Below are 21,879 nucleotides of genomic sequence, written 5' to 3' on the forward strand. Positions count from 1 at the left end.
GACTCCTTATTTCAGCGGCGAGTTTTTACGCTCGATGCCGTAGCGCTCAAGCTCTTTGTAAGGCACGACCTTGCTCTTCTTCTTGCGCACGTCCACCACCGTCATACGGTCGGTGCAGGAGTAGCAGGGGTCGAGGCTGCCGATGATCAGCGGTGCGTCGGAGACGGTATTTCCGCGTAGCATGTAGCGCAGGGTGGGCCAGTTAGCGTAGGTCGCTGCCCGACAGCGCCAGCGGTAGAGCTTCTGGTTATCCCCGGTCATGCTCCAGTGGATATCATCCCCGCGCGGCGCTTCGGCAAAGCCAAGGGCGAAGCGGTTAGGGATATAGGTGAAGCCCTCCACCATCAGCGGGCCACCGGGCAGGTTATCCAGCCCGAACTCGATCATATTCAGGGCGGTGAGCACCTCGTTAATGCGCACCTTGAGGCGGGAGATAACGTCGCAGCCCTGCTCGCTGTGCACCTCTACCGGCAGCAGGCCGTAGCCGACAAAGGGGTGATCGGCGCGGGTATCCCGGGCGTGGCCGCTGGCGCGCACCATCGGGCCGACGTTGCTGAAGTCGCGGGCGATCTGCGGATCGAGACGACCAATGCCTACCGTGCGCTGCTCGATATTCGGCGTGCTCATCAGCACGTCCACCAGCTCCTGCACGTCGCGACGCATCTGGCGGGCAAGCTGACGAGTCTGGATCATGTCATCCTTCAGCATGTCGCGACGAATGCCGCCGATCAGGTTCAGACCGTAGGTTTTCCGCGCCCCGGTGAGGATCTCCGCCATCTTCATGGAGGTCTCACGCACACGGAAAAACTGCATAAAGCCGGAGTCGAAGCCGACGAAGTGGCAGGCCAGGCCGAGGTTCAGCAGGTGGCTATGCAGACGCTCCACCTCCAGCAGAATGGCGCGGATCATCTGCGCCCGCTCCGGCACCACAATGCCCATCGCGTTCTCCACCGAGGTGGTATAGGCGGTGCTGTGGGCGAAGCCGCAGATGCCGCAGACGCGATCCGACAGGAAGGTCACCTCGTTGTAGCCCATGCGGGTCTCCGCCAGCTTCTCCATGCCGCGATGGACGTAGAAGAGGCGGTAGTCGGCGTCGATAATGTTTTCGCCATCGACAAACAGGCGGAAGTGGCCCGGCTCGTCGGAGGTGACGTGCAGCGGGCCGATGGGCACCACGTTGTTCTTTTTGCTGCCAAGTTCGTTGATAAACTCGTAGGTCTCGCTGTCGGTGGTCGGCGCGGGGCGCTGGCGGTAATCCATGCTGTCTTTACGCAGCGGATAGAGTTCATCCGGCCAGTCGTCCGGCAGCACCAGCCGACGCTCGTCCGGCAGGCCAACCGGGATCAGGCCATACATATCGCGCACCTCGCGCTCGCCCCAGACGGCGGCAGGCACGCGCGGCGTGACCGACGGGAACTCCAGCGTGTTGGCATCCACCTCTACGCGCACGGTGATCCAGCACTTGGTGCCCTGCTCCATCGACAGCACGTAGTAGACGGCATAGCGGCCGCACAGCTGGCGCTCGTCGTTGCCAAATAGCACCGACAGCCAGCCCCCCTGCTGGTAGTAGAGATACTCCACCACCTCTGGCAGGGCGTTCACCTTCACGGTAATGGTCAGCTGATCGCGGGTCTGCCAGGCCTCATCCAGCACCGCGCCGGGGATCGCCTGGTGCAGCGCCGCCAGGTAGTGCTGACCCAATTTTTCTTCAGACATGTTCAAACTCTCTTTCATCACGCCGCCAGCAAGGAGACGAAGGCTAAAAATGCAAAGCCAAACCCGGCCCAGGTTACGCGGGAAGTCGCGCAGAAGCGCAGCCGCGCCATACTGTTCTCAAACAGGGCAATCACCAGCACGCCCAGCACCAGCTTGACGGCGGCCACCACCAGCGCCAGCAGCAGGCCGCCCGCGCTAAAGGTCACCATCTGTCCCCACGGCAGGAAGAGGCCAACAAACAGCTGCAATACCACCAGCTGCTTGAGGCTAATGCCCCACTTCAGCAGGGCAAAGCCGTAGCCGCTGTACTCGGTCAGCGGCCCTTCCTGTAGCTCCTGCTCGGCTTCGGCGAGATCGAACGGCAGCTTGCCCATCTCGATAAAGGTGGCGAAGGCGCAGGCGCAGAGTGCCAGCAGCAGCGGAATGCTGCGCCCGACGGGCCACGACCAGAGCGTGGCGGTCATGGTGCTGATGTGGGTCGATCCCGCCACCAGCGCCACGACCCACAGGCCAAGGAGCAGGATTGGCTCCACCAGCACACCGAGCATCGCCTCGCGGCTGGCCCCGAGGCCAGTAAAGGGGCTGCCGGTATCGAGACCCGCAATGGCAAAGAAGAAGCGGGCAATGGCGAAGAGGTAGATCAGGGTAATGAGATCCCCCAGCGCCGGCAGCGGTGAAGCCACGGTCACCACCGGCAGCGCGGTGGCGATGGTTAGCATCACGCCGATCATGACAAACGGCATCAGGCGGAATACCCAGCTGGCATCCGCCGGGGCGACGCTCTGACGGCCCAGCAGCTTGATGAGATCCCGGTACTCCTGCAGCACCCCAGGCCCACGGCGGTTGTGCAGACGGGCGCGGGCCACGCGGCTTATCCCGGACAGCAGCGGCGCAAAGGCAAAGAGCACCAGCGCCTGCATTAACGGATAGAGAACGCTCATGTTCAGGCTCCTCGTGAAAGAACAATAACCACCAGCACCGCCAGCTCCACCAGCGCCAGGCGGCGAACCAGCGCCGGGGCGGTACGCTGCCAGACCGGCATCAGCGCCACCGGATCCAGCCGCTTACGCAGGGCGAGCACCGGCGCAAAGGCCTCTTTCACCGGCATCGCGAAGCCGTGCGCGGTGATCACCATCGACTGTTCATGCTCGTAGCCGCACGCCCAGGCCGCACCGCGCGAGCGCGACGGCAGGCGATGACCTTTGAACAGCATCATGATGATGAGCGGCAGCAGCGGGCAGGCGATCAGCAGCAGGGCAATCATTGGCTGCGAGACCACGCTTGAGGTGGTGAGCGGTAACGGCACCGCGGCGGAGAGCAGCGGCAGCAGCCACGGCGAGGCCACGCCGCCGATGAGGCAGCAGGCCGCCAGCCCGACGACCGACGCGGCCATCAACCACGGCGCGCGGCCAGCCTTAGCGGCTTCCGGGGTACGCGGTGCGCCAAGGAAGGTGACGCCGTAGACCTTGGCCATGCACATCACCGCCAGCGCGCCGGTGATCGCCAGCCCCACCGCCAGCAGCGGGCCGAGCAGGCGGGCGATAAAGGCATCGCTACCGCTCAGGGAGAAGAAGGCCTGGTAGATCACCCACTCGCCGGCAAAACCGTTCAGCGGCGGCAGCCCCGCCATTGCCATCAGCCCCACCAGCATCATCAGGGAGATAACCGGCATCCGTTTGCCAATGCCGCCCAGCTTCTCAATATCGCGATGGCCGGTGGTGAACCAGACGCTGCCCGCGCCCAGCAGCAGCAGGGTTTTGAACAGGCTATGGTTGATCAGGTGATAGAGGCCGCCAACGAGACCCAGCGCAATCAGCGCGGGCTGATTGATAGCCACCCCGGCCAGGCCTGCACCGAGACCCAGCAGAATGATGCCGATATTCTCCAGAGTGTGATACGCCAGCAGGCGCTGAATGTTGTGCTCCATCAGGGCATAGAGGCCGCCGACAAACGCGGTCACCGCCCCGAGCAACAGCAGGCAGAGGCTCCACCACAGCGGCATAGCCTGCCCGGCAAGCAGCGGTAGAACGAAAAGGCCAAACAGTCCAACCTTCATCACCACGCCGGAGAAGAGCGCAGCCGCAGGCGCACCTGCTCCGGCATGGGCCTGCGGCACCCAGCCGTGCAGGGGGATAATTCCCGCCAGCATGCCAAATCCCACCAGCCAGAGCAGCCAGATGGCCGTACCCGGCGCATCCTCAGCGAAACGCACCGCGAGGCGGGTAATTTCCAGCGTGCCGTAGCGCTGCCACGCTAGCCAGCAGGCGGCGGCCAGCAGCAGCGTCCCGATCCTCCCCAGGGTAAACCATAGCTTGCCGGACTGTGCGCAACCGGTGAGAAATGCGCCGCACAGCGCCATAATCTCCGCCATCACCACCAGGGTAAGCAGATCGCTGGCAACGATGGTGCAGACCGCCGCCGCCATCAGCAGATTGACCAGCAGGCCGTTAGCCTTCACCTGCCCATGACGATGCCACGCCACGTTATAGAGGCTGATAAACAGTCCTGGCAGGGCGATGGCCAGCAGCCAGACGGCGTTGAGCGGCGTCAGGCGTATTAGCTGGTGCAGGTAAAGCGCGGCGCCCTCCCCGCTGGCTGTCCTGCCCATTAACAGCCCGGCAGCAACGGCGACGACCATGGCACAGGCTACCGCCCCACCGACTCCCGCCAACAGGCCGCTCAGCCTGCGATGAAACGAAAAAAGAGAGGCCAGCACGCCCGCCGCAACAAACAGCAGGACGGCCAGCTCGATCAGCATAAACGCGCTCATTTCGCGCCTCCTTGCAGGTTGAGCAGCGAGAGATCGCCATAGTCGCCGTTCAGGGACAGCTCGCGCTTGCGTTTGCTGGCCCGGGCGATATCCAGCGAATTGACCATTCGCAGCGCATTGGTTGGGCAGGTGCGTATGCAGGCCGGTCCGCCTTCATCGAAATCGCAGAGATCGCACTTCACCGCCACGGCGCGTACGCCGGGCACCCAGTCGAGCAGGGAGCTGACGCGAGCGGGTGCAGGCGGCGCAGGCGGTGCCTTCGGCGAATTAACATTGGCGGGCATATGCAGCGGGCGGCTGCCGCTCATCTCAATCGCGCCGAAGGGACAGGCGATAGCGCACAGCTTGCAGCTCACGCACAGGCTCTCATTGAGCTGGACGGCCCCCTCCACGCGATTGATGGCGTTGACCGGGCAGACCCCGGCACAGGGCGCGTCTTCACAGTGGTGACAAAGCTGTGGGGCGGACTCTTTCGCGCTGCGCATCACGCTCAGGCGGGGCATCGATTGCAGCCCGTGCTGGCGGTGCGTCTCTGAGCAGGCCGCTTCACAGGTGTGACAGCCAATACAGAGCGTGGCGTCAGCGATAACAAAACGATTCACCGGACACTCCTCAGGTGGTCATTTTTGACGAAATCGTGCCGATGGTCTGTCATTTCGACACCCCTCGACACACCAGGCATTCAGGCCACCGAGGCCTGCGCGGGTTGACTGATAAGCTGATGAAGATTGACCGGCGCGTCCTTCTCCATTGCCGCATACAGGCCGTTGTAAACTGGGCCAATTTTTTCTAAGTAGTGCTCAAGCACCTGAGCGCGGTCGCGGTTGCTAATGCGGTCGTCGATGCGGCCATCCTGCGCCAGCTGCGCCTCAGCAATGAGCATTTGCTCGCCGCCGTTTTTGCTCTCCACCAAATAGTGGATGGTATGGCTGTTAAAGCCGTCCGCCAGGGTGACGGTAATAAGGAAGTGTTCGAACAGGACAAAACAGAGATCCCGCTCCGGCGCGCAGTGCATGCCATGATGCAGGTGGGCCTTGGACAGCGTAATGCCCTGAACCAGCGAGTTGCAGTAGGCCTGCCACTCCTCTTGCAGGCGATGATGCCGTTCGGCGATGAAGTCAGCCTTTTCGCTAATTTCCCAGATGGTCATTTCAGGTTACCCGGTTAGTTGAGACCACCCCATTTAGCACTTTCCGTGCCATTTTTTAACTGCATGATTTTAAATAACATTAAAGAAAAGACGGTGTCATTTCGTCAGCGTCGACATCGTCAGTAACGTCGCTTTTGCTGGCTGGCACCGTTATTGCATTAACGCCGCAGTAAATAACGGGAGGCCCCATGCACGAAATTACCCTTTGCCAGCGGGCGCTGGAGCTTATCGAACAGCAGGCGGCGGCGCACGGCGCGCGGCGGGTGACAGGCGTATGGCTGAAAATTGGCGCGTTCTCCTGCGTGGAGAGCAGCGCCCTCACCTTCTGCTTTGAGCTGGTATGCCGGGGCACGCTGGCGGAAGGCTGCACGCTGCATCTTGATGAACAGCAGGCGGAGTGCTGGTGCGAAACCTGCCAGCAATACGTGACCCTACTGAGCCAACGGGTGCGGCGCTGTCCCCGGTGCCAGAGCGATATGTTGCAGATCGTGGCCGACGATGGCCTGCAGATCCAGCGACTCGAAATTGAACAGGAGTAGACTATGTGTAGTACCTGCGGCTGCGGCGAAGGCAATCTCTATATTGAGGGCGACGAGCACACCCCCCACTCACCATTTCGCAGCGTTCCTTTCGCCCCAACCCGTTTGCCGGGTGGCGATCTCCACTACGGCCACGGCGTAGCCGGAACCCACGCGCCGGGCATGAGCCAGCGGCGGATGCTGGAGATCGAGATCGACGTGCTCGCGAAGAACAACCATCTGGCGGCCCGCAACCGTGCTCGCTTTGCCGCGAAGCAGCAGCTGGTGCTCAATCTGGTCTCCAGCCCCGGCGCGGGTAAAACCACCCTGCTGAGCGAAACCCTGCTACGCCTGAAAGGCAACGCCGAGTGCGCGGTGATTGAGGGCGATCAGCAGACCGTCAACGACGCGGCGCGCATTCGTGCCACCGGCACCCCGGCCATTCAGGTTAATACCGGCAAAGGCTGCCATCTGGATGCGCAGATGATCGCCGATGCCGCCCCGCGCCTGCCGCTGGCCAACGGCGGGATCCTGTTTATCGAGAACGTCGGTAATCTGGTCTGCCCGGCAAGCTTCGATCTCGGCGAGCGCCATAAGGTGGCGGTGCTGTCAGTCACCGAAGGGGAAGACAAGCCGCTCAAGTACCCGCATATGTTTGCCGCCGCCTCGCTGATGCTGCTCAACAAAATCGATCTGCTGCCGTACCTCCACTTTGACGTGGAAAAATGCCTCGCCAGCGCCCGGGCGGTGAACCCGGACATTGAAATTATCCAGCTCTCCGCCACCAGCGGGGAAGGCATGGATCAGTGGCTGGCCTGGCTGGAGGCGCAGCAATGTGCATAGGCGTCCCGGGACAGATTAGCGCCATCGACGGGCTACAGGCGAAGGTAGAGGTGTGCGGCATCCAGCGCGACGTCGATCTAACCCTGGTGGGCAGCGTAGATGAGACCGGCTGCTCCCGCATCGGTCAGTGGGTGCTGGTCCACGTCGGCTTCGCCATGAGCGTGATCGACGAAGCCGAGGCCCGGGAGACCCTGGCGGCGCTGCAAAACATGTTTGAGGTTGAGCCGGACGTCGGCGCGCTGCTGTACGGGGAGCGTGCCTGATGCGCTTCGTTGATGAGTACCGCGCCCCAGAGGCGGTGATGCACCTGCTTGAGCGCTTACGCGACCTCGCCCGCCGTCTCGACTACACCCCGGCACGTCCGCTGCGGATTATGGAGGTATGTGGAGGCCATACGCACGCTATCTTTAAGTTCGGCCTCGACCAGCTACTGCCGGAAAACATTGAGTTTATCCACGGCCCTGGCTGTCCGGTCTGCGTCCTGCCGATGGGACGCATTGACGCCTGCGTAGAGATAGCCAGCCGCCCGGAGGTGATCTTCTGCACCTTTGGCGACGCCATCCGCGTACCGGGGAAAAACGGTTCGCTGCTGGCGGCGAAATCACGCGGGGCCGACGTGCGCATGGTCTACTCGCCGCTGGATGCGCTGAAGCTTGCCGAAGCCCATCCCGATCGCAAGGTGGTCTTTTTTGGGCTGGGGTTTGAGACCACCATGCCCGCCACCGCCGTGACCCTGGAGCAGGCCTGCGCCCGCAATCTCAGCAATTTTTTCTTCTTTTGCCAGCATATCACCCTCGCCCCCACGCTGCGCAGCCTGCTGGAGCAGCCGGACAACAGCATCGACGCCTTTCTGGCCCCCGGTCACGTCAGCATGGTCACCGGCACGGCGGCCTACGGCTTTATCGCCGATGAGTTTCAGCGTCCATTAGTGGTGGCTGGATTCGAACCACTTGATCTACTGCAAGGCGTGATGATGCTGGTTGAGCAGAAAATAGCAGCCTGTAGCCGGGTAGAGAACCAATATCGGCGGGTGGTGCCCGATAACGGCAATCCGCTGGCGCAGCAGGCTATCGCCAGGGTGTTTACCGTTGAGGGCGAAAGCGAGTGGCGCGGGCTGGGCGTGATTGCCCACTCCGGGGTGCGTCTCAGCGACGCGTTCCGGCGCTTCGATGCAGAAATGCATTTTCAGCTCCGTCCGCAGCAGACCTATGACGATCCGCGCGCCCGCTGCGGCGAGGTGCTGACGGGCCGCTGTAAGCCGCACCAGTGCCCGCTGTTTGGTCAAACCTGTAATCCACAAACCGCCTTCGGCGCGCTGATGGTCTCTTCAGAAGGAGCCTGCGCCGCCTGGTATCACTATCGCGCCCAGGAGTGTGAAGTATGAGTACGGTGCAAATGGCCCACGGCAGCGGTGGCCAGGCGATGCAGCAGCTGATTAACGCCCTGTTCCTGCAGGCGTTTGATAATCCGTGGCTGGCGGAGCAGGAGGATCAGGCCCGTCTCGATCTTACTGAGCTGGCGGCGGGTGGCGATCGGCTGGCCTTCTCCACCGACAGCTATGTGATCGACCCACTCTTCTTTCCCGGCGGCGATATCGGCAAGCTGGCGGTGTGCGGCACCGCGAATGACATTGCGGTGAGCGGCGCGATCCCCCGCTATCTCTCCTGCGGATTTATTCTTGAGGAGGGGCTGCCGATGACGACCCTGCAGGCGGTGGTTAACAGCATGGCGGCCACGGCGAAGGCGGCAGATATCGCTATCGTCACCGGCGACACCAAGGTGGTGCAGCGCGGGGCGGCGGATAAGCTGTTTATTAATACCGCGGGCATCGGTGCTATTCCTACCGGTCTGAACTGGTGTGCGCAGGGGCTGCAACCGGGTGACGTCGTGCTGGTGAGCGGGACGCTGGGCTGCCACGGCGCGACCATTCTTAACCTGCGCGAGCAGCTTGGACTGGACGGCGAGCTGATGAGCGACTGCGCCGTGCTGACGCCGCTGATCCAGTCCCTGCGCGAGATTGACGGCATCAAGGCTTTACGTGACGCCACGCGCGGCGGCGTCAACGCGGTGGTCCATGAATTTGCCGCCAGCAGCGGCTGCGGCATTGAGCTTAACGAAACCAGCCTGCCGATGAAGCCTGCCGTACGCGGCGTGTGTGAGCTGCTGGGCCTCGACGCCCTCAACTTTGCCAATGAGGGGAAGCTGGTGATTGTCGTCGAGCGTCGGGCCGCCGAGGCCGTTGTTGAACGGCTGCATAGTCATCCGCTGGGGCGCGACGCGGCGATTATCGGTGAGGTCGTGGCCCGAAAAGGGGTGCGCCTAAGCGGCCTCTACGGCGTGAAGCGCACCCTGGATCTGCCCCATGCCGAACCCCTGCCACGGATCTGTTAACGTATTTTTATCAAAATAAAAACTTTTGGCACCTTTTTCGGTGCCTTTCTGGATTAGCACAATGTCGAATACACCGATGGGCGATCTCGGACAGCAGGGTCTGTTCGATGTCACCCGGACTCTCTTACAGCAGCCGGATCTTACCGCGCTGGCGCAGACTCTGACCGGGCTGGTCAGGGAGGCGGCGCTGGCGGATCGCGCCGGAATTGTTCTCTGGCGCGCCGGGGATCGGCGGGCCTGCTACTACGCCTGCGGCCCCGACGGCAGCGCCGTGGAGTATGAGGATGAAACCGCCCTGGCTCACGGCCCGGTTCGCCGCATACTTTCCCGCCCGGAAGCGCTGCACTGTAGCTACCGGACCTTTACCGAAGCCTGGCCGCAGCTGGCCGGCAGCCATCTCTATCCCACCTTCGGCCACTATGGGCTACTGCCGCTGGCGGCGGAGGGACATATCTTCGGCGGCTGCGAGTTTATTCGCCATGATGACAGGCCCTGGAGCGCCCAGGAGATGGAGCGCCTCCATACTTTCACCCAGATTGTTGGCGTGGTGGTGGAGCAGATCCAGAGTCGGATCGACAGCGGCCCGGACTACGATCTGCTCTGCCGGGAGCGCGACAACTTTCGCATACTGGTCGCCATCACTAACGCGGTGCTCTCCCGCCTCGACATGGACGAGCTGGTGGGCGAGATTGCCAAAGAGATCCACCGCTATTTTGATATCGACGCCATCAGCATCGTGCTGCGCAGCAGCCGCAAGGGCAAGCTGAATATCTACTCGACGCACTATCTCAACGAGCGCGCGCCTCTCCATGAGCAGAGCGAGGTCGACGAGGCAGGCACGCTCTCCGAGCGGGTATTTAAGAGCAAAGAGATGCTGCTGCTTAACCTGCACGAGCGCGACCGGCTGGCCCCCTACGAGCGGCGGCTATTTGAGACCTGGGGCAACCAGATCCAGACTCTCTGCCTGCTGCCGCTGATGTCCGGCGACAACCTGCTGGGCGTCCTGAAGCTGGCCCAGTGTGAGGAGAAGGTCTTTACCACCGCGAATCTCCAGCTGCTGCGCCAGATTGCCGAGCGGGTGGCAATCGCCGTCGATAATGCCCTCGCCTATCAGGAGATCCAGCGCCTGAAGGAGCGGTTGGTGGATGAGAACCTCGCCCTGACCGAGCAGCTCAACAACGTCGAGAGCGAGTTTGGGGAGATCATTGGCCGCAGCGAGGCAATGTTCAGCGTGCTCAAGCAGGTCGAGATGGTCGCCCAGAGCAACAGCACGGTGTTGATCCTTGGCGAGACCGGCACCGGCAAGGAGCTGATCGCCCGGGCGATCCACAATCTGAGCGGGCGCAGTGCCCGGCGGATGGTGAAGATGAACTGTGCGGCGATGCCTGCTGGCCTGCTGGAGAGCGATCTTTTTGGTCACGAGCGCGGGGCCTTTACCGGTGCCAGCGCCCAGCGTATCGGGCGCTTTGAGCTGGCCGATAAAAGCTCACTCTTCCTGGATGAGGTAGGCGATATGCCGCTGGAGTTACAGCCTAAGCTGCTGCGCGTTTTGCAGGAGCAGGAGTTCGAGCGCCTCGGCAGCAACAAGCTGATCCAGACCGACGTCCGGCTGATCGCCGCCACCAACCGGGATCTTAGGCAGATGGTGCAGGATCGCGAGTTCCGCAGCGATCTCTACTACCGGCTTAACGTCTTCCCAATCCACATCCCGCCCCTGCGCGAGCGCCCGGAAGACATTCCGCTATTGGTGAAGGCTTTTACCTTTAAGATCGCCCGGCGGCTGGGGCGCAATATCGACAGCATTCCTGCCGAAACCCTGCGCACTCTCTCCGGCATGGAGTGGCCAGGTAACGTGCGCGAACTGGAGAACGTGATTGAGCGGGCAGTGCTGCTGACGCGTGGCAGCGTATTACAGCTCTCGCTGCCGGAGATTGCTGTGGTCCCCACCACGCCGGTGGCGATGGCCGCTGACGGTGAGGAGGAGTCTCAGCTGATCCTGCGGGTGCTGCGGGAGACCAACGGCGTTATCGCCGGGCCGAAAGGCGCCGCCCAGCGGCTGGGCCTGAAGCGCACCACCCTGCTTTCGCGCATGAAACGGTTAGGGATTGATAAGACAATGTTGGGGTAAATTATTTTTTACGCTGATACTTCTCCGGTAACGGCGGCACCGGGCGCTTGTCGTCAATCAGATGGCGCACGGTGAGGATCGGGTGGTGCCACAACATGCGCGGCCCGGCCCAACGCATAATCTGCTTCATCTCTTCCCGCTTCGCCGGCTGATAGCAATGCACCGGGCACTGCTTGCAGGCCGGTTTCTCCTCACCGAATACGCACTTATCCAATCGTTTTTCTGCGTAAGCAAAGAGCGCCTCATAGTGTCCCTGTTCCGTCGATGCTCCAGGCGCGCCGCGCTGATAGAGGGCAATCATTCTGCGGATGGTGAGTTTTTCACGGGCGATGCGAGGGCCAGCCATAGGAGACGCTCCTGAGGTGGGAAAAGAGGTATTCATATTACATCTTCTTTAATAGCCGCTCAAAGAGTTCAGATTGTTCTGTCCTGCAGAGTTAAAAACGTTGACTATACTCAAACTTCATCACAACAAAGGAGGATGTATGGTTAATAAAAGTGAAATCCGTGAACACGCTCAGGTAATTGCCAGCTGTGGTACCCACGTTGGCACCGTTGACCACCTCGAAGGTGAAGACAAAATCAAACTGGCGAAAAGTGATTCGGCTTCCGGTGGCGTACACCACTATATTCCCCTGAGCTGGGTGGAAAAAGTTGACGGTAACAACGTGGTTCTCAACAAAAACTCGGAAGAGGTTAAATCTTCCTGGCAGACCGCGTAATATAAGTTTTTGCGCCGTTCGGGCTTCAGGCCTGAGCGGCGCGCTCTATTTCCCACGCCTTTCTTTGCCCTCTCAAATAACCTCCCTGTCAAGCAACTGTTTTTAAAAGATAAACAGATTCACTTTTTTTGTGACGAAACTTTACAAATAAGGGATAATTTGAGAAAAGTATTAGTCAGCCCGCGCGTTACGCGTCATAGTGTGTTACGCGGCATAGTGTAGGGCTTCAAGCGCTGGGGTGAGGATAGAGAATGTTTTCTTTTGTCGCCAGACAGGCGATTTTTGATGAAAATTTGCAGACGTTTGGTTATGAACTCCTGTTCCGGGACAGTATGGCTAACCGTTTTCCCAACGTTTCACCTGAGCATGCCACCGCCCAGCTCATTGAAGAGCAGTTTTTTGGCGCGCCCAGCGCTAGCCAAAAGGATGCAGGCACGGTATTTGTTAACTTTCCCTATGAACTGCTGCTCCAGGGGCTGGCGGAAACCCTGCCCAAAGACCGGGTGGTCATTGAGATCCTTGAAACTGCCGAGCCGACCGGGGTGCTGCTGGCCGCCATTAAGCGGCTGCATCTGCAGGGGTTTCGCATTGCGCTAGATGACTTCTCTCTTAGCAGCGACTGGGATACCTTTATTCCCTACATCAGCATTATCAAATTTGATATTCGTGAAAATAGCTGGCCGGAAATTCAGGACTACCTGCTGTGCCGCGAAGAGTTACTAAAAGATACGCTACTGCTGGCGGAGAAAGTAGAAACCTTCGACGAATACGAACTATTTAAAAATGCTGGCTTTACTCTGTTTCAGGGCTATTTCTTTAGCAAGCCGGTAGTCTATAAAAGCAATAAGCTGGTGCAGAACCACATTGTCTCCCTGAACCTAATTCAGGAGGTCAATTCCGATGCGCCCAATTTGCAACGCATTGAAGATCTACTCAAGCACGACGTCGCCCTCTCTTATAAGGTGATGCGCTATGCGCAGAATATTCTCTATAACACCCGGGGAATTAAGGGGACGCGCAGCCACTCGCTAAAAGATATTGTGGTTTATCTGGGAGCCAAAGAGCTGCGGCGCTTTGTGCTGGTGACCTGCTTAAGCTCGATTAATAACGTTAAAACCAACGAAACCTACTACCAAAGCCTGATCCGCGCCAAGTTTTGCGAACTGGCCGCGGCCCGCCTGCGCGGCAGAGTCTCGGCCAACGATGCGTTTATGGTGGGACTCTTCTCGCTGTTGGATGCCGTATTTGAGATCCCGCTGGAGGAGCTTATCGGCCAGGTAGTGATCTCCCAGGATGTCCGCATGGCGCTGCAGCAGCACCGGGGCATGCTGCACCAGTTTGTTTGCCTGGTCGAGCTGTACGAGCAGCGGAAGTGGGAGGAGGCCAGCCAGCAGGCCTATCGGCTCGGACTGACCCGCGGGATGGTGGCTGAGATGATGTCCTCAGCCACCCAGTGGGCCGACGAGATGCCGGTCAACGCCCCGCTAAAGGCCAACCCGCCGAAGGGCGTGCGTGTTCGCTAAGCCACGGCGCGTTCGGCGTTAACCACCGCCACGCACTGCCCGGCCCGCACCGATGAACCCGGCTGCACACGAACCTGATCCACTACGCCATTGCAGGTAGCCCGCAGCGGGATCTCCATCTTCATCGACTCGAGGATCACCATCACATCCCCCTCTTTTACCCTGTCACCAGGCTTGACCAGCACCTGCCAGAGATTGCCGGCAATGGGGCTGTCAATGCCGCGCTGACCAGCCTGCAGCGGCGCATCGTCGCCAACGTCCGGCATCGCGTCATTGCTGTCAAAGTGTGCCTGGCCAGAGGCCACCCAGCGCTCTCTTTCGGCATTAAACGCCGCCTGCTGATGGCGACGGAAAGCCTCAATGCTGGTTGCCTCTTCAGCAAGAAACTGCTGGTACTCCGCCAGCCGCAGCGTGCTCTGCTCAATGCGCAGCGGATAGCGCCCGAGCGGGAAGTCGCGGCGGATGGTCAGCAGCTCCTCGGCGGAGACCGGGTAGAAACGAATCTGATCAAAGAAGCGCAGCAGCCACGGCTTGCCGCCGAAATCCTCGACGGCATGATAGCGATTCCACATCTGCAGCGTGCGCCCGACGAACTGGTAGCCTCCCGGTCCCTCCATACCGTAAACGCAGAGATACGCTCCGCCAATGCCTACCGAGTTCTCTGCCGTCCAGGTGCGCGCCGGGTTATATTTGGTGGTCACTAGCCGGTGACGCGGATCGAGCGGCGTTGCCACCGGCGCACCGAGATAGACATCCCCCAGGCCCATCACCAGATAGCTGGCGTCAAACACCGTGCGGTAGACCTCGTCGATGTTACCAAGATCGTTGATACGGCGGATAAACTCCAGGTTGCTCGGACACCAGGGCGCATCCCGCCGCACGGTGGTCATGTACTTGTCGATGGCCTTCTGGCACGCCGGATCGTCCCAGGACAGCGGCAGCCAGACCACGCGTGACGGCACCTGCAGATCCTCCTGCTGGCACACCGACTGCCACACCCCGCGCACGATCTCCAGCAGGCGCGTCAGGCTCAGCGCCTCCGGCTGATAGTGAACCTGCAACGAGCGAATGCCTGGCGTCAGGTCAACGACCCCGTCGAGAGCCAGCGCCTCCAGGGCCTGCATCAGGGCGTGGCCGCGAAAACGCAGAACCAGATCCAGCTCGGCGTCGCCAATCTCCAGCAGCAGATGGGTATCGCCGGAGAGGCGCGCCACCAGCCGCTTATCCGCCGTCCCGGTCTCCATTACCACCGGGGTGGTGAGCGGCTGCGTATGCCAGTTAATCGCCACCGGTTGCAGGCTCGCCAGCTCCTGGCTGCGCCCCTGTGCCAGCAGGCGGGCGGTGTCGATGTCCACCGGCACAAAGCGTACCCGATCCCCGGCGTTAAGCTGACCAAGCTGCCAGAGATCCGCCTCGATTACCGTCACCGGGCAGACGAAGCCGCCGAGGCTCGGGCCGTCGGGGCCGAGGATCACCGGCATGTCGCCGGTAAAGTCCACCGCGCCGATGGCATAGGGGTTGTCATGAATATTCGAAGGATGCAGACCCGCCTCGCCGCCGCTGTCCCGCGCCCACTCCGGTTTCGGGCCAATCAGGCGCACGCCGGTGCGGCTGGAGTTAAAGTGCACCTCCCACTCGGTAGCAAAAAAGGTCGGGATCCACTCCGGCGTAAAGTATTCCGGCGCACCGTGTGGACCGTAGATCACCCGCAGCTCGCGCACCGCCCCGAGGGTTGTGTGCAGCGCGGCGGGCAGAGCCGCACCGCAGCGGGCATCGGTTAACGGCGCAAGGTGCAGCACGTCCCCGGTGCGCAGAGCGCGCCCGGCGTGGCCGCCAAACTGGCCGAGGGTAAAGGTGCTTTTGCTGCCCAGATAGTCCGGCACGTCGAGGCCGCCGCGCAGGCAGAGGTAGCTGCGCACGCCAGCTTCCAGCGTTTCCCCCAGCTTCAGGGTCATACCGGCACGAATGAGGAAAGTACAGTTCATTGCCTGCGGCTGGCCGTCCAGCTCGACGTTTATCGCTGCGCCGGTGACGACCGCCACCGCATCGGTGTTGAACTTCAGCGTGGGTCCGCTGACGGTGATCTCTAGCCCCGCCGCGTCGTCGGCGTTGCCCAGCAGGCGGTTGCCAAGGCGCAGGGCGCGATCGTCCATCGGCCCGGATGGCGGCACGCCTACCGCCCAGTAGCCCTGCCGTCCCGGATAGTCCTGCACCGTGGTCTGCGTCCCGGCGCTAACGACCTCCAGCGTTGTCGCCTGGTAGCTCAGGTTTTCCAGACAGCGGGTCCATGGTTGGCCGCTGGCAAAGGGGGTATCACGTAAAATCTGCCGCAGGTACTGGCGGTTGGTCTCTACGCCATAAAGGCGGGTTTCGTCCAGGGCGCGGTCCAGCCGATCGATCGCCTCGTCGCGGGTGTCAGCATAGGTAATGATCTTAGCCAGCAAGGGATCGAAGAATGGCGGTATCTCGCAGCCGGACTCTACCCAGGTGTCGATCCGCAGCGTGGTGCGATCCTGCTCCGGGAAGCTAACGTTGGTCAGCAGGCCCGGCGAGGGCTGGAACTGGCGGCCCGGATCCTCGGCATAGACGCGGGCCTGGATCGCATGACCGCGCGGGCTTAAGCCTGCGGCGATCGCTGCCAGCGGCGGCAGATCCCCGGCGGCCAGGGCGATCATCATCTGGACCAGATCCACGCCCCACACCTGCTCGGTGACACCGTGCTCGACCTGCAACCGGGTGTTGACCTCCAGGAAGTAGAACTGCTGCGCGCTGCTGTCGTAAACAAACTCCACCGTCCCGGCGCTGCGGTAGTTCACCGCCTTGCCCAGCTCAATAGCCGCCTGGCAGAGCGCCTCAGCCATTCCCGCAGGCAGCGCCGTAGCAGGGGTCTCCTCCAGCACCTTCTGGTTACGCCGCTGCACCGAGCAGTCGCGCACGCCAAGAGCGATCACCTCTCCCTCGCCGTCGCCAAAGATCTGCACCTCCAGATGACGGGCGCGCTCAATGTACTTCTCGATGAAGACGCCCGCGTCGCTGAAGTTGTTTTTCCCCAGCCGCTGCACCGCGTCGAAAGCTTCCGCCAGCTCCGCCGGGCTGTAGCAGACGCGCATCCCTATCCCGCCGCCGCCCGCCGTGCTCTTGAGCATCACCGGGTAGCCAACGCTCTCTGCCGCAGCCAGCGCTTCAGCAACGTCAGCCAGCAGCTCGGTGCCCTCCAGCAGCGGCACGCCGTGGCTTTTCGCCAGCGCGCGAGCGGTGTGTTTCAGGCCAAAAATGCGCAGCTGTTCCGGGGTGGGACCAACGAAGGCGATCCCGGCGGCTTCACATGCTTCGGCAAAGGCGGCGTTTTCCGACAGGAAACCGTAGCCGGGGTGGATGGCCTGCGCCCCGCTCTCTTGGGCGGCGGCGAGGATCTTATCCACCTGTAAATAGGTTTGCGCCGCCGGGCCTTCGCCAAGGCTAATCGCCTCGTCGGCTTCACGAATATGCAGGCTGCTGGCGTCGGATTCCGACCAGACCGCCACCCCTTTGACGTTCATTTCCCGCAGGGTGCGCAGAATACGGCAGGCGATGGCACCCCGGTTAGCAATAAGTAATTTTGTAAACATGATCCAGACCCGAACCGTGGCGGGTCGTCCCGCCGGGAATAATCTCGCCGCCTGGTCGTCCAGGGGGAAAAGGCTGTTATTTCTGCAGCTTATTGTCCAGCGTCAGGCGGTTGGCCCGCACCGCAAACAGGCGGTAGATAGCGAGGCGCAGGCGGCTCAGTTCCATACCAGCACCTCCGCAGGGGTCGGGTTCCAGCCGTTGCAGGGGTTGTTGAGCTGTGGGCAGTTGGAGATCAGCACGATGACGTTACACTCGGCGCGCAGCTCCACGTACTTACCCGCGGCGGAGATGCCGTCCTCAAAGGTCAGCCCGCCCTCGGGCGTTACCGGCACGTTCATAAAGAAGTTGATGTTGGCCCCAATGTCGCGCTTGTGCAGGCGGCCATCGTGCAGGCAGGCGCAGAGAAAGTTATCCCGGCAGCTGTGCATATACCGCTTGTCGAGTGAGTAGCGCACGGTGTTGCTCTCCTGAGCGCAGGCTCCGCCGAGGGTGTCGTGGCGGCCACAGGTATCGGCGACGATGGTCAGCAGCGGATTGCCCAGCCCCGACCACAGCACGCTGCCGGTGGTCAGGTAGGCGTTGTTCTGGCGGCGCAGGGTGCGCTGGGGATCGTAGCGTTCGCGCGGGTTATCGGCGTTATAGAACAGGGTGTCGATGGCCTGGTTGCCTTCAAGATCGTGCAGGCGCAGGGTCTGCCCCCTCTTCACTTCAAACAGGTAGTGCTCACCCGCCGGAATGGTATGGCGGAACACCGCCTCTGCCGGATGTTTTTGGCTTTCAACAAGAGACATTTTTCGGCTCCTTACAGGGCAAACAGCTGGGTGTTAGTAAATGCACGGCCGTTTTCAGGACGAGTCAGCAGGGCGTTAACGGCGGCCTCATGATCGGTGGCCTCGAACCAGCTCAGCGCCACCGGACGCGGAGCGTACTCGGGCTGCGGATCCATCGGGTGTGGCAGCGCGGTCAGGACCATCAGGGTATCCATCGGGGCATACAGCTCGACATAGCTGCCCGGCGTTGAAAAGCCGCTGTGGAAGGTGAAAGCGCCCTGCTCGTCAACGCTGACCTTGCTGAAGAAGTTCACCACCATCAGCAGGTCCTCAAGATTGAGGTCCCATTTGCCCATCTCCACCAGCAGGTTATCCATGCCGTTGCGGTAGAAGCCGTTGCGCAGCTCCTGATAGCGACCCTGGCCATACTTCTCGGCGGTCTCCTCGGCGTTCAGCACCCCGCCAAAGGGATCGTGCCAGCCGCAGGTATCCGCCACGATGCCCGCCAGCACGCGCCCCATGTCGGAGTAGAAGCAGTGTCCGGCGGTAAGCCTGGCGGTATGCTGGCCTTTGAGGGTATCCGGCAGGTTCAGGCGCTCGCTCTTCTCGTGGGCGTTGAGCATCATCATGCTGACGTTCGCCCCGCCCTCGCTGTCGGTCAGGCGCAGGATCTGGCCGCGCTTGAGAATAAAAGAGGTATGGCCGCCGCCGGGGACGGTCTCCTCGCGAATGGCGGTGGAGGTATGCAGAGAGTGCGTCATCGAATTAGCTCCTTAAAGAAATGACGTTAGCGGGCGGCGGGGTCATGACCTCCGCCATACGCGCCTCGTTCAGCGGGATGTCGTAGGTGATCCGCGCCCCGTAAGCGTTCGGTTCATGGGGGTCAATGCGCACCTTGTCGAACACCAGCAGGCGCGTGCCGAGGTTAAACCCCTCGGAGAGATCGTGGGTGACCATAAAGACGGTCATCCGGGTTTCGCTCCACAGCTGGAGCAGCAGAGCGTGCATATCCTTGCGGATGCCCGGATCGAGCGCGCCAAACGGCTCATCCAGCAGCAGCACCCGCGGCTGCATGATGAAGGCCTGAGCGATGGCTAAACGCTGCTGCATCCCGCCCGAGAGCTGGGCCGGATATTTCGTCAGGGCGTGGCCGAGGCCGACCTTTTCCAGCATCTGCGCTGCCTGCTCGCGGGCCGCTTTTTTACGGCTGCCGAACAGGCGACCGAGCAGCGGACTTGCGGGCAATTCGAGGCCGATGGCGACATTATCCAGCACGTTAAGGTGTGGAAATACCGAGTAGCGCTGAAACACAACGCCACGGCTGCGATCCGGCTCCGCTGCCAACGGCTGGCCGTCGAGAGTGATGCTGCCCCGGGTGGGCTGCTCCTGGCCCAGCAGCAGGCGTAGAAAGGTCGATTTGCCGCAGCCGGACGCGCCCACCATCGAGCAAAACTCTCCCTGCTGGATTTGCAGGTTGACCCGCTCCAGCACGACGTGGTTGCCATACTCTTGCCAGATATTGTTGATATCGATAAAGCTCATGCCTTCCCTCCTTCCGCCCAGGGAAAACAGGTTCTGTGCAACGCCCGCAGCGCCAGATCCATCAGCCAGGCCAGCAGAGTGATCCAGACGACGTACGGAATGATAACGTCCATCGCCATATAGCGGCGGACCAGAAAGATGCGGTAGCCCAGCCCGGCAGTGGAGGAGATCGCCTCGGCGGAGATCAAGAACAGCCATGCGGATCCGAGCAGCAACCGCAGAGAGGTGAGCAGGCGCGAGAGCAGCTGGGGCAACACCACCCGCAGCACCAGGGTCCAGCTGCTGGCACCCAGGGTCTGGGCCTTGATCAGGATCTCCGGTGGGATCTCCCGCGCCCGGTGCTCGAGATCGCGGGCCAGCATCGGCGTGATGCCGATAACGATCAGCATGATCTTGGACAGCTCGTCGAGGCCGAAGACGATGAACAGCACCGGCAGGATCGCCAAAGGTGGGATCATCGACAGCACAGTCATCAGCGGCGACAGCGATGCACGCCACATCGGGAAGACGCCAGCGGTGATGCCGATGCACAGCCCGATCAGCGAGGCGATAACCAGCCCGGTGAGCAGACGCGCCAGGCTCACCAGGGTGTCCAGCCAGAAGAGGTAGTCGCCGCTGCGCCTGTCCGGCGTAAAGGCCATCCGGTCGATAGCGGCCAGCATACCGTCAAGGCCCGGCAGCAGCTTGTCGTGCGGGTTAGCCTCAAGGCGCACCGCAGAGCCAAGAAAGTAGGCCGCCAGCAACAGGACAAACGGCAGCAGCACCAGCATAAGGCGCATACCAGGCTGTGGGTGGCGGTTAATTTGTCGCATGCACAGGCTCCGTTAGTCTTAAAGTTTGCCGTCGGCGGCCAGCTTCACGAAGCTGTCGTCAAAGCGCAGCTTGACGTTACCCGCATCGCCCTGGGTCACGTTGCCGGGGAAGGCCATGCCGATGAAGTCCGCGCTCTGCGCGCCGTCACCCAGCAGCCCCTTATCAAAGGAGAACTGCGCCACGCGCTGCATGGTTTTCGGCAGATCGCCCGAGGTAGCAAAAGCAAGGTTATCCGCCGGGGTATAGAAGAGATGGGTGGTTTTCAGCTGCGCCTGATAACCGGCCAGATCGGTGCCGGAGGCTGCCGCCATTGAATTGAGCACCTTCGCATCCTGGGCTTTCATCATGCTCATCATCTCGTACCACGCTCCGGTCAACGCCTTGCCCAGCGCCGGGTTATCCTTCAGCGTTTCGGTATTAACCACCATCATGTCGATCAGCTCCCCCGGCACGGCGGTAGAGCTAAAGACCTCGGTGGTTTTCGGCGTCGCCTTGATGGTGGAGAGCTGCGGGTTCCACGCTACCGCCGCCTGGACGTCATCGGTGGCAAACGCGGAGACGATGTCGGCATCGGAGGTGTTGACTACCGTCACGTCACGCTCCTGCAGCCCCGCTTTTTCCAGGCCGCGCACCAGCAGATAGTGGGAGACAGACAGCTCCGGCAGGTAGATTTTCATCCCTTTCAGGTCGGCGAGCTTTTTGCCTTCGCCCTTAAGCACCACGCCATCGTTGCCTTCGGAGTAGCTGCCGAGGATCAGCGCCGTGGTATCGACGCCGCCCGCGGCTGGAATGGTCAACGCATCCATGTTGGTCATGGTGCAGCCGTCGAACTGGCCTGCGGTGTACTGATTGATGGATTCGATATAGTCATTGAGCTGAACAACGTTGATTTTAATGCCGTACTTATCCGCCCACTTGTCGATGATCTTCTCGCTGCTGATGGTGCCCCACGGCATCCAGCCCGCGTAGATGGTCCAGCAGACGTTGAACTCTTTTTTAGCCGCCGCGAATGAGGGAACGCTGGTGAGCAGAGCCAGCGACAGAGCAAGCGTGCGGAGAAAGGAACGTTTTTTCATTATCTGACCTCGGGTTGGCACAAAAATGGGGAGCAGCGCGACACCCTCTGGTGCTGCTGTCTCCCGGGCTTTTGTCCCGCCGTGTAACCTCAGAGAGGTCGCCAGCTCTCGGACCAGCATTCATCAGCGATGAACCGGAACCCTAGCCAGCTATTTTTTACAGATAAGTTGTGTTGCGCTGCCTTCTGAATAGAAGGTTGCAAAAGCTATGCCAGGGGTTAAATAGGTGTTAACGCCCGCAAACGGTGCCTGCTGCGAGCGCAGCAGGCGAAAAGTGCGCCCCAAAAGCGGGCAGTGCGAGTTAATGG

Annotated in this window: 20 protein-coding genes and 1 riboswitch; of the genes, 8 read left to right on the forward strand and 12 right to left on the reverse strand. The window is 61.4% G+C overall.

Features of this window, described 5'->3' with window-relative positions; genetic code table 11:
• Nucleotides 1–6: 6 nt before the first annotated feature.
• The 5 genes from hycE to hycA all read right to left on the reverse strand — a co-directional run bounded on the left by hycE (nt 7) and on the right by hycA (nt 5,636).
• A complete protein-coding gene (gene hycE, locus RTN40_RS06300) occupies nt 7–1,716 on the reverse strand; it encodes a formate hydrogenlyase subunit HycE (RefSeq protein ID WP_042388574.1) in 1,710 nt (569 codons plus the stop codon).
• Between the two features lie 17 nt (nt 1,717–1,733).
• Nucleotides 1,734–2,657, reverse strand: a complete 924-nt coding sequence (locus RTN40_RS06305) for a respiratory chain complex I subunit 1 family protein (RefSeq protein WP_312227724.1) — start codon at nt 2,655–2,657, stop codon at nt 1,734–1,736.
• A 2-nt stretch (nt 2,658–2,659) separates the two neighbouring features.
• Nucleotides 2,660–4,486, reverse strand: coding sequence for a formate hydrogenlyase subunit 3 (hycC, locus tag RTN40_RS06310; protein ID WP_312227725.1), 1,827 nt, complete (start codon nt 4,484–4,486; stop codon nt 2,660–2,662).
• Entirely contained in the window at nt 4,483–5,088 is a 606-nt protein-coding gene (locus RTN40_RS06315) for a 4Fe-4S dicluster domain-containing protein (RefSeq protein ID WP_312227726.1), read from the reverse strand. Before RTN40_RS06315 ends, hycC begins: the two co-directional genes overlap by 4 nt.
• An 80-nt stretch (nt 5,089–5,168) precedes the next feature.
• On the reverse strand, nt 5,169–5,636 hold the full coding sequence (gene hycA / locus RTN40_RS06320) for a formate hydrogenlyase regulator HycA (RefSeq protein ID WP_312227727.1): 468 nt from the start codon (nt 5,634–5,636) through the stop codon (nt 5,169–5,171).
• A 188-nt stretch (nt 5,637–5,824) separates the two neighbouring features.
• On the opposite strand from hycA, the gene hypA reads away from it, so the two are divergent.
• From hypA to flhA, 6 genes are all read left to right on the forward strand, one after another.
• The gene (gene hypA / locus RTN40_RS06325) at nt 5,825–6,175 is read left to right on the forward strand and encodes a hydrogenase maturation nickel metallochaperone HypA (RefSeq protein ID WP_312227728.1); all 351 of its coding nucleotides are present in this window, start codon (nt 5,825–5,827) and stop codon (nt 6,173–6,175) included.
• Nucleotides 6,176–6,178: 3 nt separating this feature from the next.
• Nucleotides 6,179–6,997, forward strand: coding sequence for a hydrogenase nickel incorporation protein HypB (gene hypB / locus RTN40_RS06330; protein ID WP_312227729.1), 819 nt, complete (start codon nt 6,179–6,181; stop codon nt 6,995–6,997).
• Nucleotides 6,988–7,260: a HypC/HybG/HupF family hydrogenase formation chaperone gene (locus RTN40_RS06335; RefSeq protein ID WP_312227730.1), complete on the forward strand. Its 273-nt coding sequence runs from the start codon at nt 6,988–6,990 to the stop codon at nt 7,258–7,260. Before hypB ends, RTN40_RS06335 begins: the two co-directional genes overlap by 10 nt.
• On the forward strand, nt 7,260–8,381 hold the full coding sequence (gene hypD, locus RTN40_RS06340) for a hydrogenase formation protein HypD (protein ID WP_312227731.1): 1,122 nt from the start codon (nt 7,260–7,262) through the stop codon (nt 8,379–8,381). Before RTN40_RS06335 ends, hypD begins: the two co-directional genes overlap by 1 nt.
• Nucleotides 8,378–9,388 (forward strand): hydrogenase expression/formation protein HypE, encoded by a 1,011-nt coding sequence (gene hypE, locus RTN40_RS06345; protein WP_312227732.1) that lies wholly within the window; start codon nt 8,378–8,380, stop codon nt 9,386–9,388. The genes hypD and hypE overlap by 4 nt, the downstream gene beginning before the upstream one ends.
• A 61-nt stretch (nt 9,389–9,449) precedes the next feature.
• Nucleotides 9,450–11,516 (forward strand): formate hydrogenlyase transcriptional activator FlhA, encoded by a 2,067-nt coding sequence (gene flhA / locus RTN40_RS06350; protein ID WP_312227733.1) that lies wholly within the window; start codon nt 9,450–9,452, stop codon nt 11,514–11,516.
• A gap of 1 nt (nt 11,517) precedes the next feature.
• Here the strand turns inward: flhA and RTN40_RS06355 are convergent, their stop codons facing one another.
• The gene (locus tag RTN40_RS06355; protein WP_312227734.1) at nt 11,518–11,862 is read right to left on the reverse strand and encodes a nitrous oxide-stimulated promoter family protein; all 345 of its coding nucleotides are present in this window, start codon (nt 11,860–11,862) and stop codon (nt 11,518–11,520) included.
• Nucleotides 11,863–12,001: 139 nt separating this feature from the next.
• On the opposite strand from RTN40_RS06355, the gene RTN40_RS06360 reads away from it, so the two are divergent.
• On the forward strand, nt 12,002–12,238 hold the full coding sequence (locus tag RTN40_RS06360; protein WP_042387703.1) for a DUF2171 domain-containing protein: 237 nt from the start codon (nt 12,002–12,004) through the stop codon (nt 12,236–12,238).
• A gap of 251 nt (nt 12,239–12,489) precedes the next feature.
• Complete coding sequence (locus RTN40_RS06365) at nt 12,490–13,761, forward strand: HDOD domain-containing protein (RefSeq protein WP_312227735.1); 1,272 nt, start codon at nt 12,490–12,492, stop codon at nt 13,759–13,761.
• Here the strand turns inward: RTN40_RS06365 and uca are convergent.
• The 6 genes from uca to RTN40_RS06395 form a co-directional block, all read right to left on the reverse strand.
• Nucleotides 13,758–17,369: an urea carboxylase gene (gene uca / locus RTN40_RS06370; protein ID WP_312227736.1), complete on the reverse strand. Its 3,612-nt coding sequence runs from the start codon at nt 17,367–17,369 to the stop codon at nt 13,758–13,760. The genes RTN40_RS06365 and uca overlap by 4 nt on opposite strands.
• 156 nt (nt 17,370–17,525) lie before the next feature.
• Nucleotides 17,526–18,161 carry an urea amidolyase associated protein UAAP2 gene (locus RTN40_RS06375; RefSeq protein WP_312227737.1) on the reverse strand — a complete coding sequence of 212 codons (636 nt, stop codon included), beginning with the start codon at nt 18,159–18,161 and terminating at the stop codon, nt 17,526–17,528.
• Between the two features lie 11 nt (nt 18,162–18,172).
• The gene (locus RTN40_RS06380; protein WP_312227738.1) at nt 18,173–18,901 is read right to left on the reverse strand and encodes an urea amidolyase associated protein UAAP1; all 729 of its coding nucleotides are present in this window, start codon (nt 18,899–18,901) and stop codon (nt 18,173–18,175) included.
• A 4-nt stretch (nt 18,902–18,905) separates the two neighbouring features.
• Entirely contained in the window at nt 18,906–19,682 is a 777-nt protein-coding gene (locus RTN40_RS06385) for an ABC transporter ATP-binding protein (protein WP_312227739.1), read from the reverse strand.
• Nucleotides 19,679–20,494, reverse strand: coding sequence for an ABC transporter permease subunit (locus RTN40_RS06390; RefSeq protein ID WP_312213654.1), 816 nt, complete (start codon nt 20,492–20,494; stop codon nt 19,679–19,681). Before RTN40_RS06390 ends, RTN40_RS06385 begins: the two co-directional genes overlap by 4 nt.
• 18 nt (nt 20,495–20,512) lie before the next feature.
• Nucleotides 20,513–21,571: a putative urea ABC transporter substrate-binding protein gene (locus tag RTN40_RS06395; RefSeq protein ID WP_312227740.1), complete on the reverse strand. Its 1,059-nt coding sequence runs from the start codon at nt 21,569–21,571 to the stop codon at nt 20,513–20,515.
• A 58-nt stretch (nt 21,572–21,629) separates the two neighbouring features.
• Nucleotides 21,630–21,728: riboswitch (guanidine-I (ykkC/yxkD leader) on the reverse strand.
• Nucleotides 21,729–21,879: the final 151 nt, after the last annotated feature.

Source organism: Pseudescherichia sp. (genome assembly GCF_031987975.1).
Lineage (GTDB): Bacteria > Pseudomonadota > Gammaproteobacteria > Enterobacterales > Enterobacteriaceae > Pseudescherichia.

Bases quoted from the DNA above. Each gene is read 5' to 3' on its own strand.
- RTN40_RS06380 (WP_312227738.1), bottom strand. From the start codon at position 18,901: ATGACGCACTCTCTGCATACCTCCACCGCCATTCGCGAGGAGACCGTC.
- hycA (WP_312227727.1), bottom strand. From the start codon at position 5,636: ATGACCATCTGGGAAATTAGCGAAAAGGCTGACTTCATCGCCGAACGG.
- flhA (WP_312227733.1), top strand. From the start codon at position 9,450: ATGTCGAATACACCGATGGGCGATCTCGGACAGCAGGGTCTGTTCGAT.
- RTN40_RS06390 (WP_312213654.1), bottom strand. From the start codon at position 20,494: ATGCGACAAATTAACCGCCACCCACAGCCTGGTATGCGCCTTATGCTG.
- RTN40_RS06385 (WP_312227739.1), bottom strand. From the start codon at position 19,682: ATGAGCTTTATCGATATCAACAATATCTGGCAAGAGTATGGCAACCAC.
- RTN40_RS06395 (WP_312227740.1), bottom strand. From the start codon at position 21,571: ATGAAAAAACGTTCCTTTCTCCGCACGCTTGCTCTGTCGCTGGCTCTG.
- uca (WP_312227736.1), bottom strand. From the start codon at position 17,369: ATGTTTACAAAATTACTTATTGCTAACCGGGGTGCCATCGCCTGCCGT.
- RTN40_RS06335 (WP_312227730.1), top strand. From the start codon at position 6,988: ATGTGCATAGGCGTCCCGGGACAGATTAGCGCCATCGACGGGCTACAG.
- hycC (WP_312227725.1), bottom strand. From the start codon at position 4,486: ATGAGCGCGTTTATGCTGATCGAGCTGGCCGTCCTGCTGTTTGTTGCG.
- RTN40_RS06375 (WP_312227737.1), bottom strand. From the start codon at position 18,161: ATGTCTCTTGTTGAAAGCCAAAAACATCCGGCAGAGGCGGTGTTCCGC.
- RTN40_RS06355 (WP_312227734.1), bottom strand. From the start codon at position 11,862: ATGGCTGGCCCTCGCATCGCCCGTGAAAAACTCACCATCCGCAGAATG.
- RTN40_RS06360 (WP_042387703.1), top strand. From the start codon at position 12,002: ATGGTTAATAAAAGTGAAATCCGTGAACACGCTCAGGTAATTGCCAGC.
- RTN40_RS06305 (WP_312227724.1), bottom strand. From the start codon at position 2,657: ATGAGCGTTCTCTATCCGTTAATGCAGGCGCTGGTGCTCTTTGCCTTT.
- RTN40_RS06365 (WP_312227735.1), top strand. From the start codon at position 12,490: ATGTTTTCTTTTGTCGCCAGACAGGCGATTTTTGATGAAAATTTGCAG.
- hycE (WP_042388574.1), bottom strand. From the start codon at position 1,716: ATGTCTGAAGAAAAATTGGGTCAGCACTACCTGGCGGCGCTGCACCAG.
- hypA (WP_312227728.1), top strand. From the start codon at position 5,825: ATGCACGAAATTACCCTTTGCCAGCGGGCGCTGGAGCTTATCGAACAG.
- hypE (WP_312227732.1), top strand. From the start codon at position 8,378: ATGAGTACGGTGCAAATGGCCCACGGCAGCGGTGGCCAGGCGATGCAG.
- hypB (WP_312227729.1), top strand. From the start codon at position 6,179: ATGTGTAGTACCTGCGGCTGCGGCGAAGGCAATCTCTATATTGAGGGC.
- hypD (WP_312227731.1), top strand. From the start codon at position 7,260: ATGCGCTTCGTTGATGAGTACCGCGCCCCAGAGGCGGTGATGCACCTG.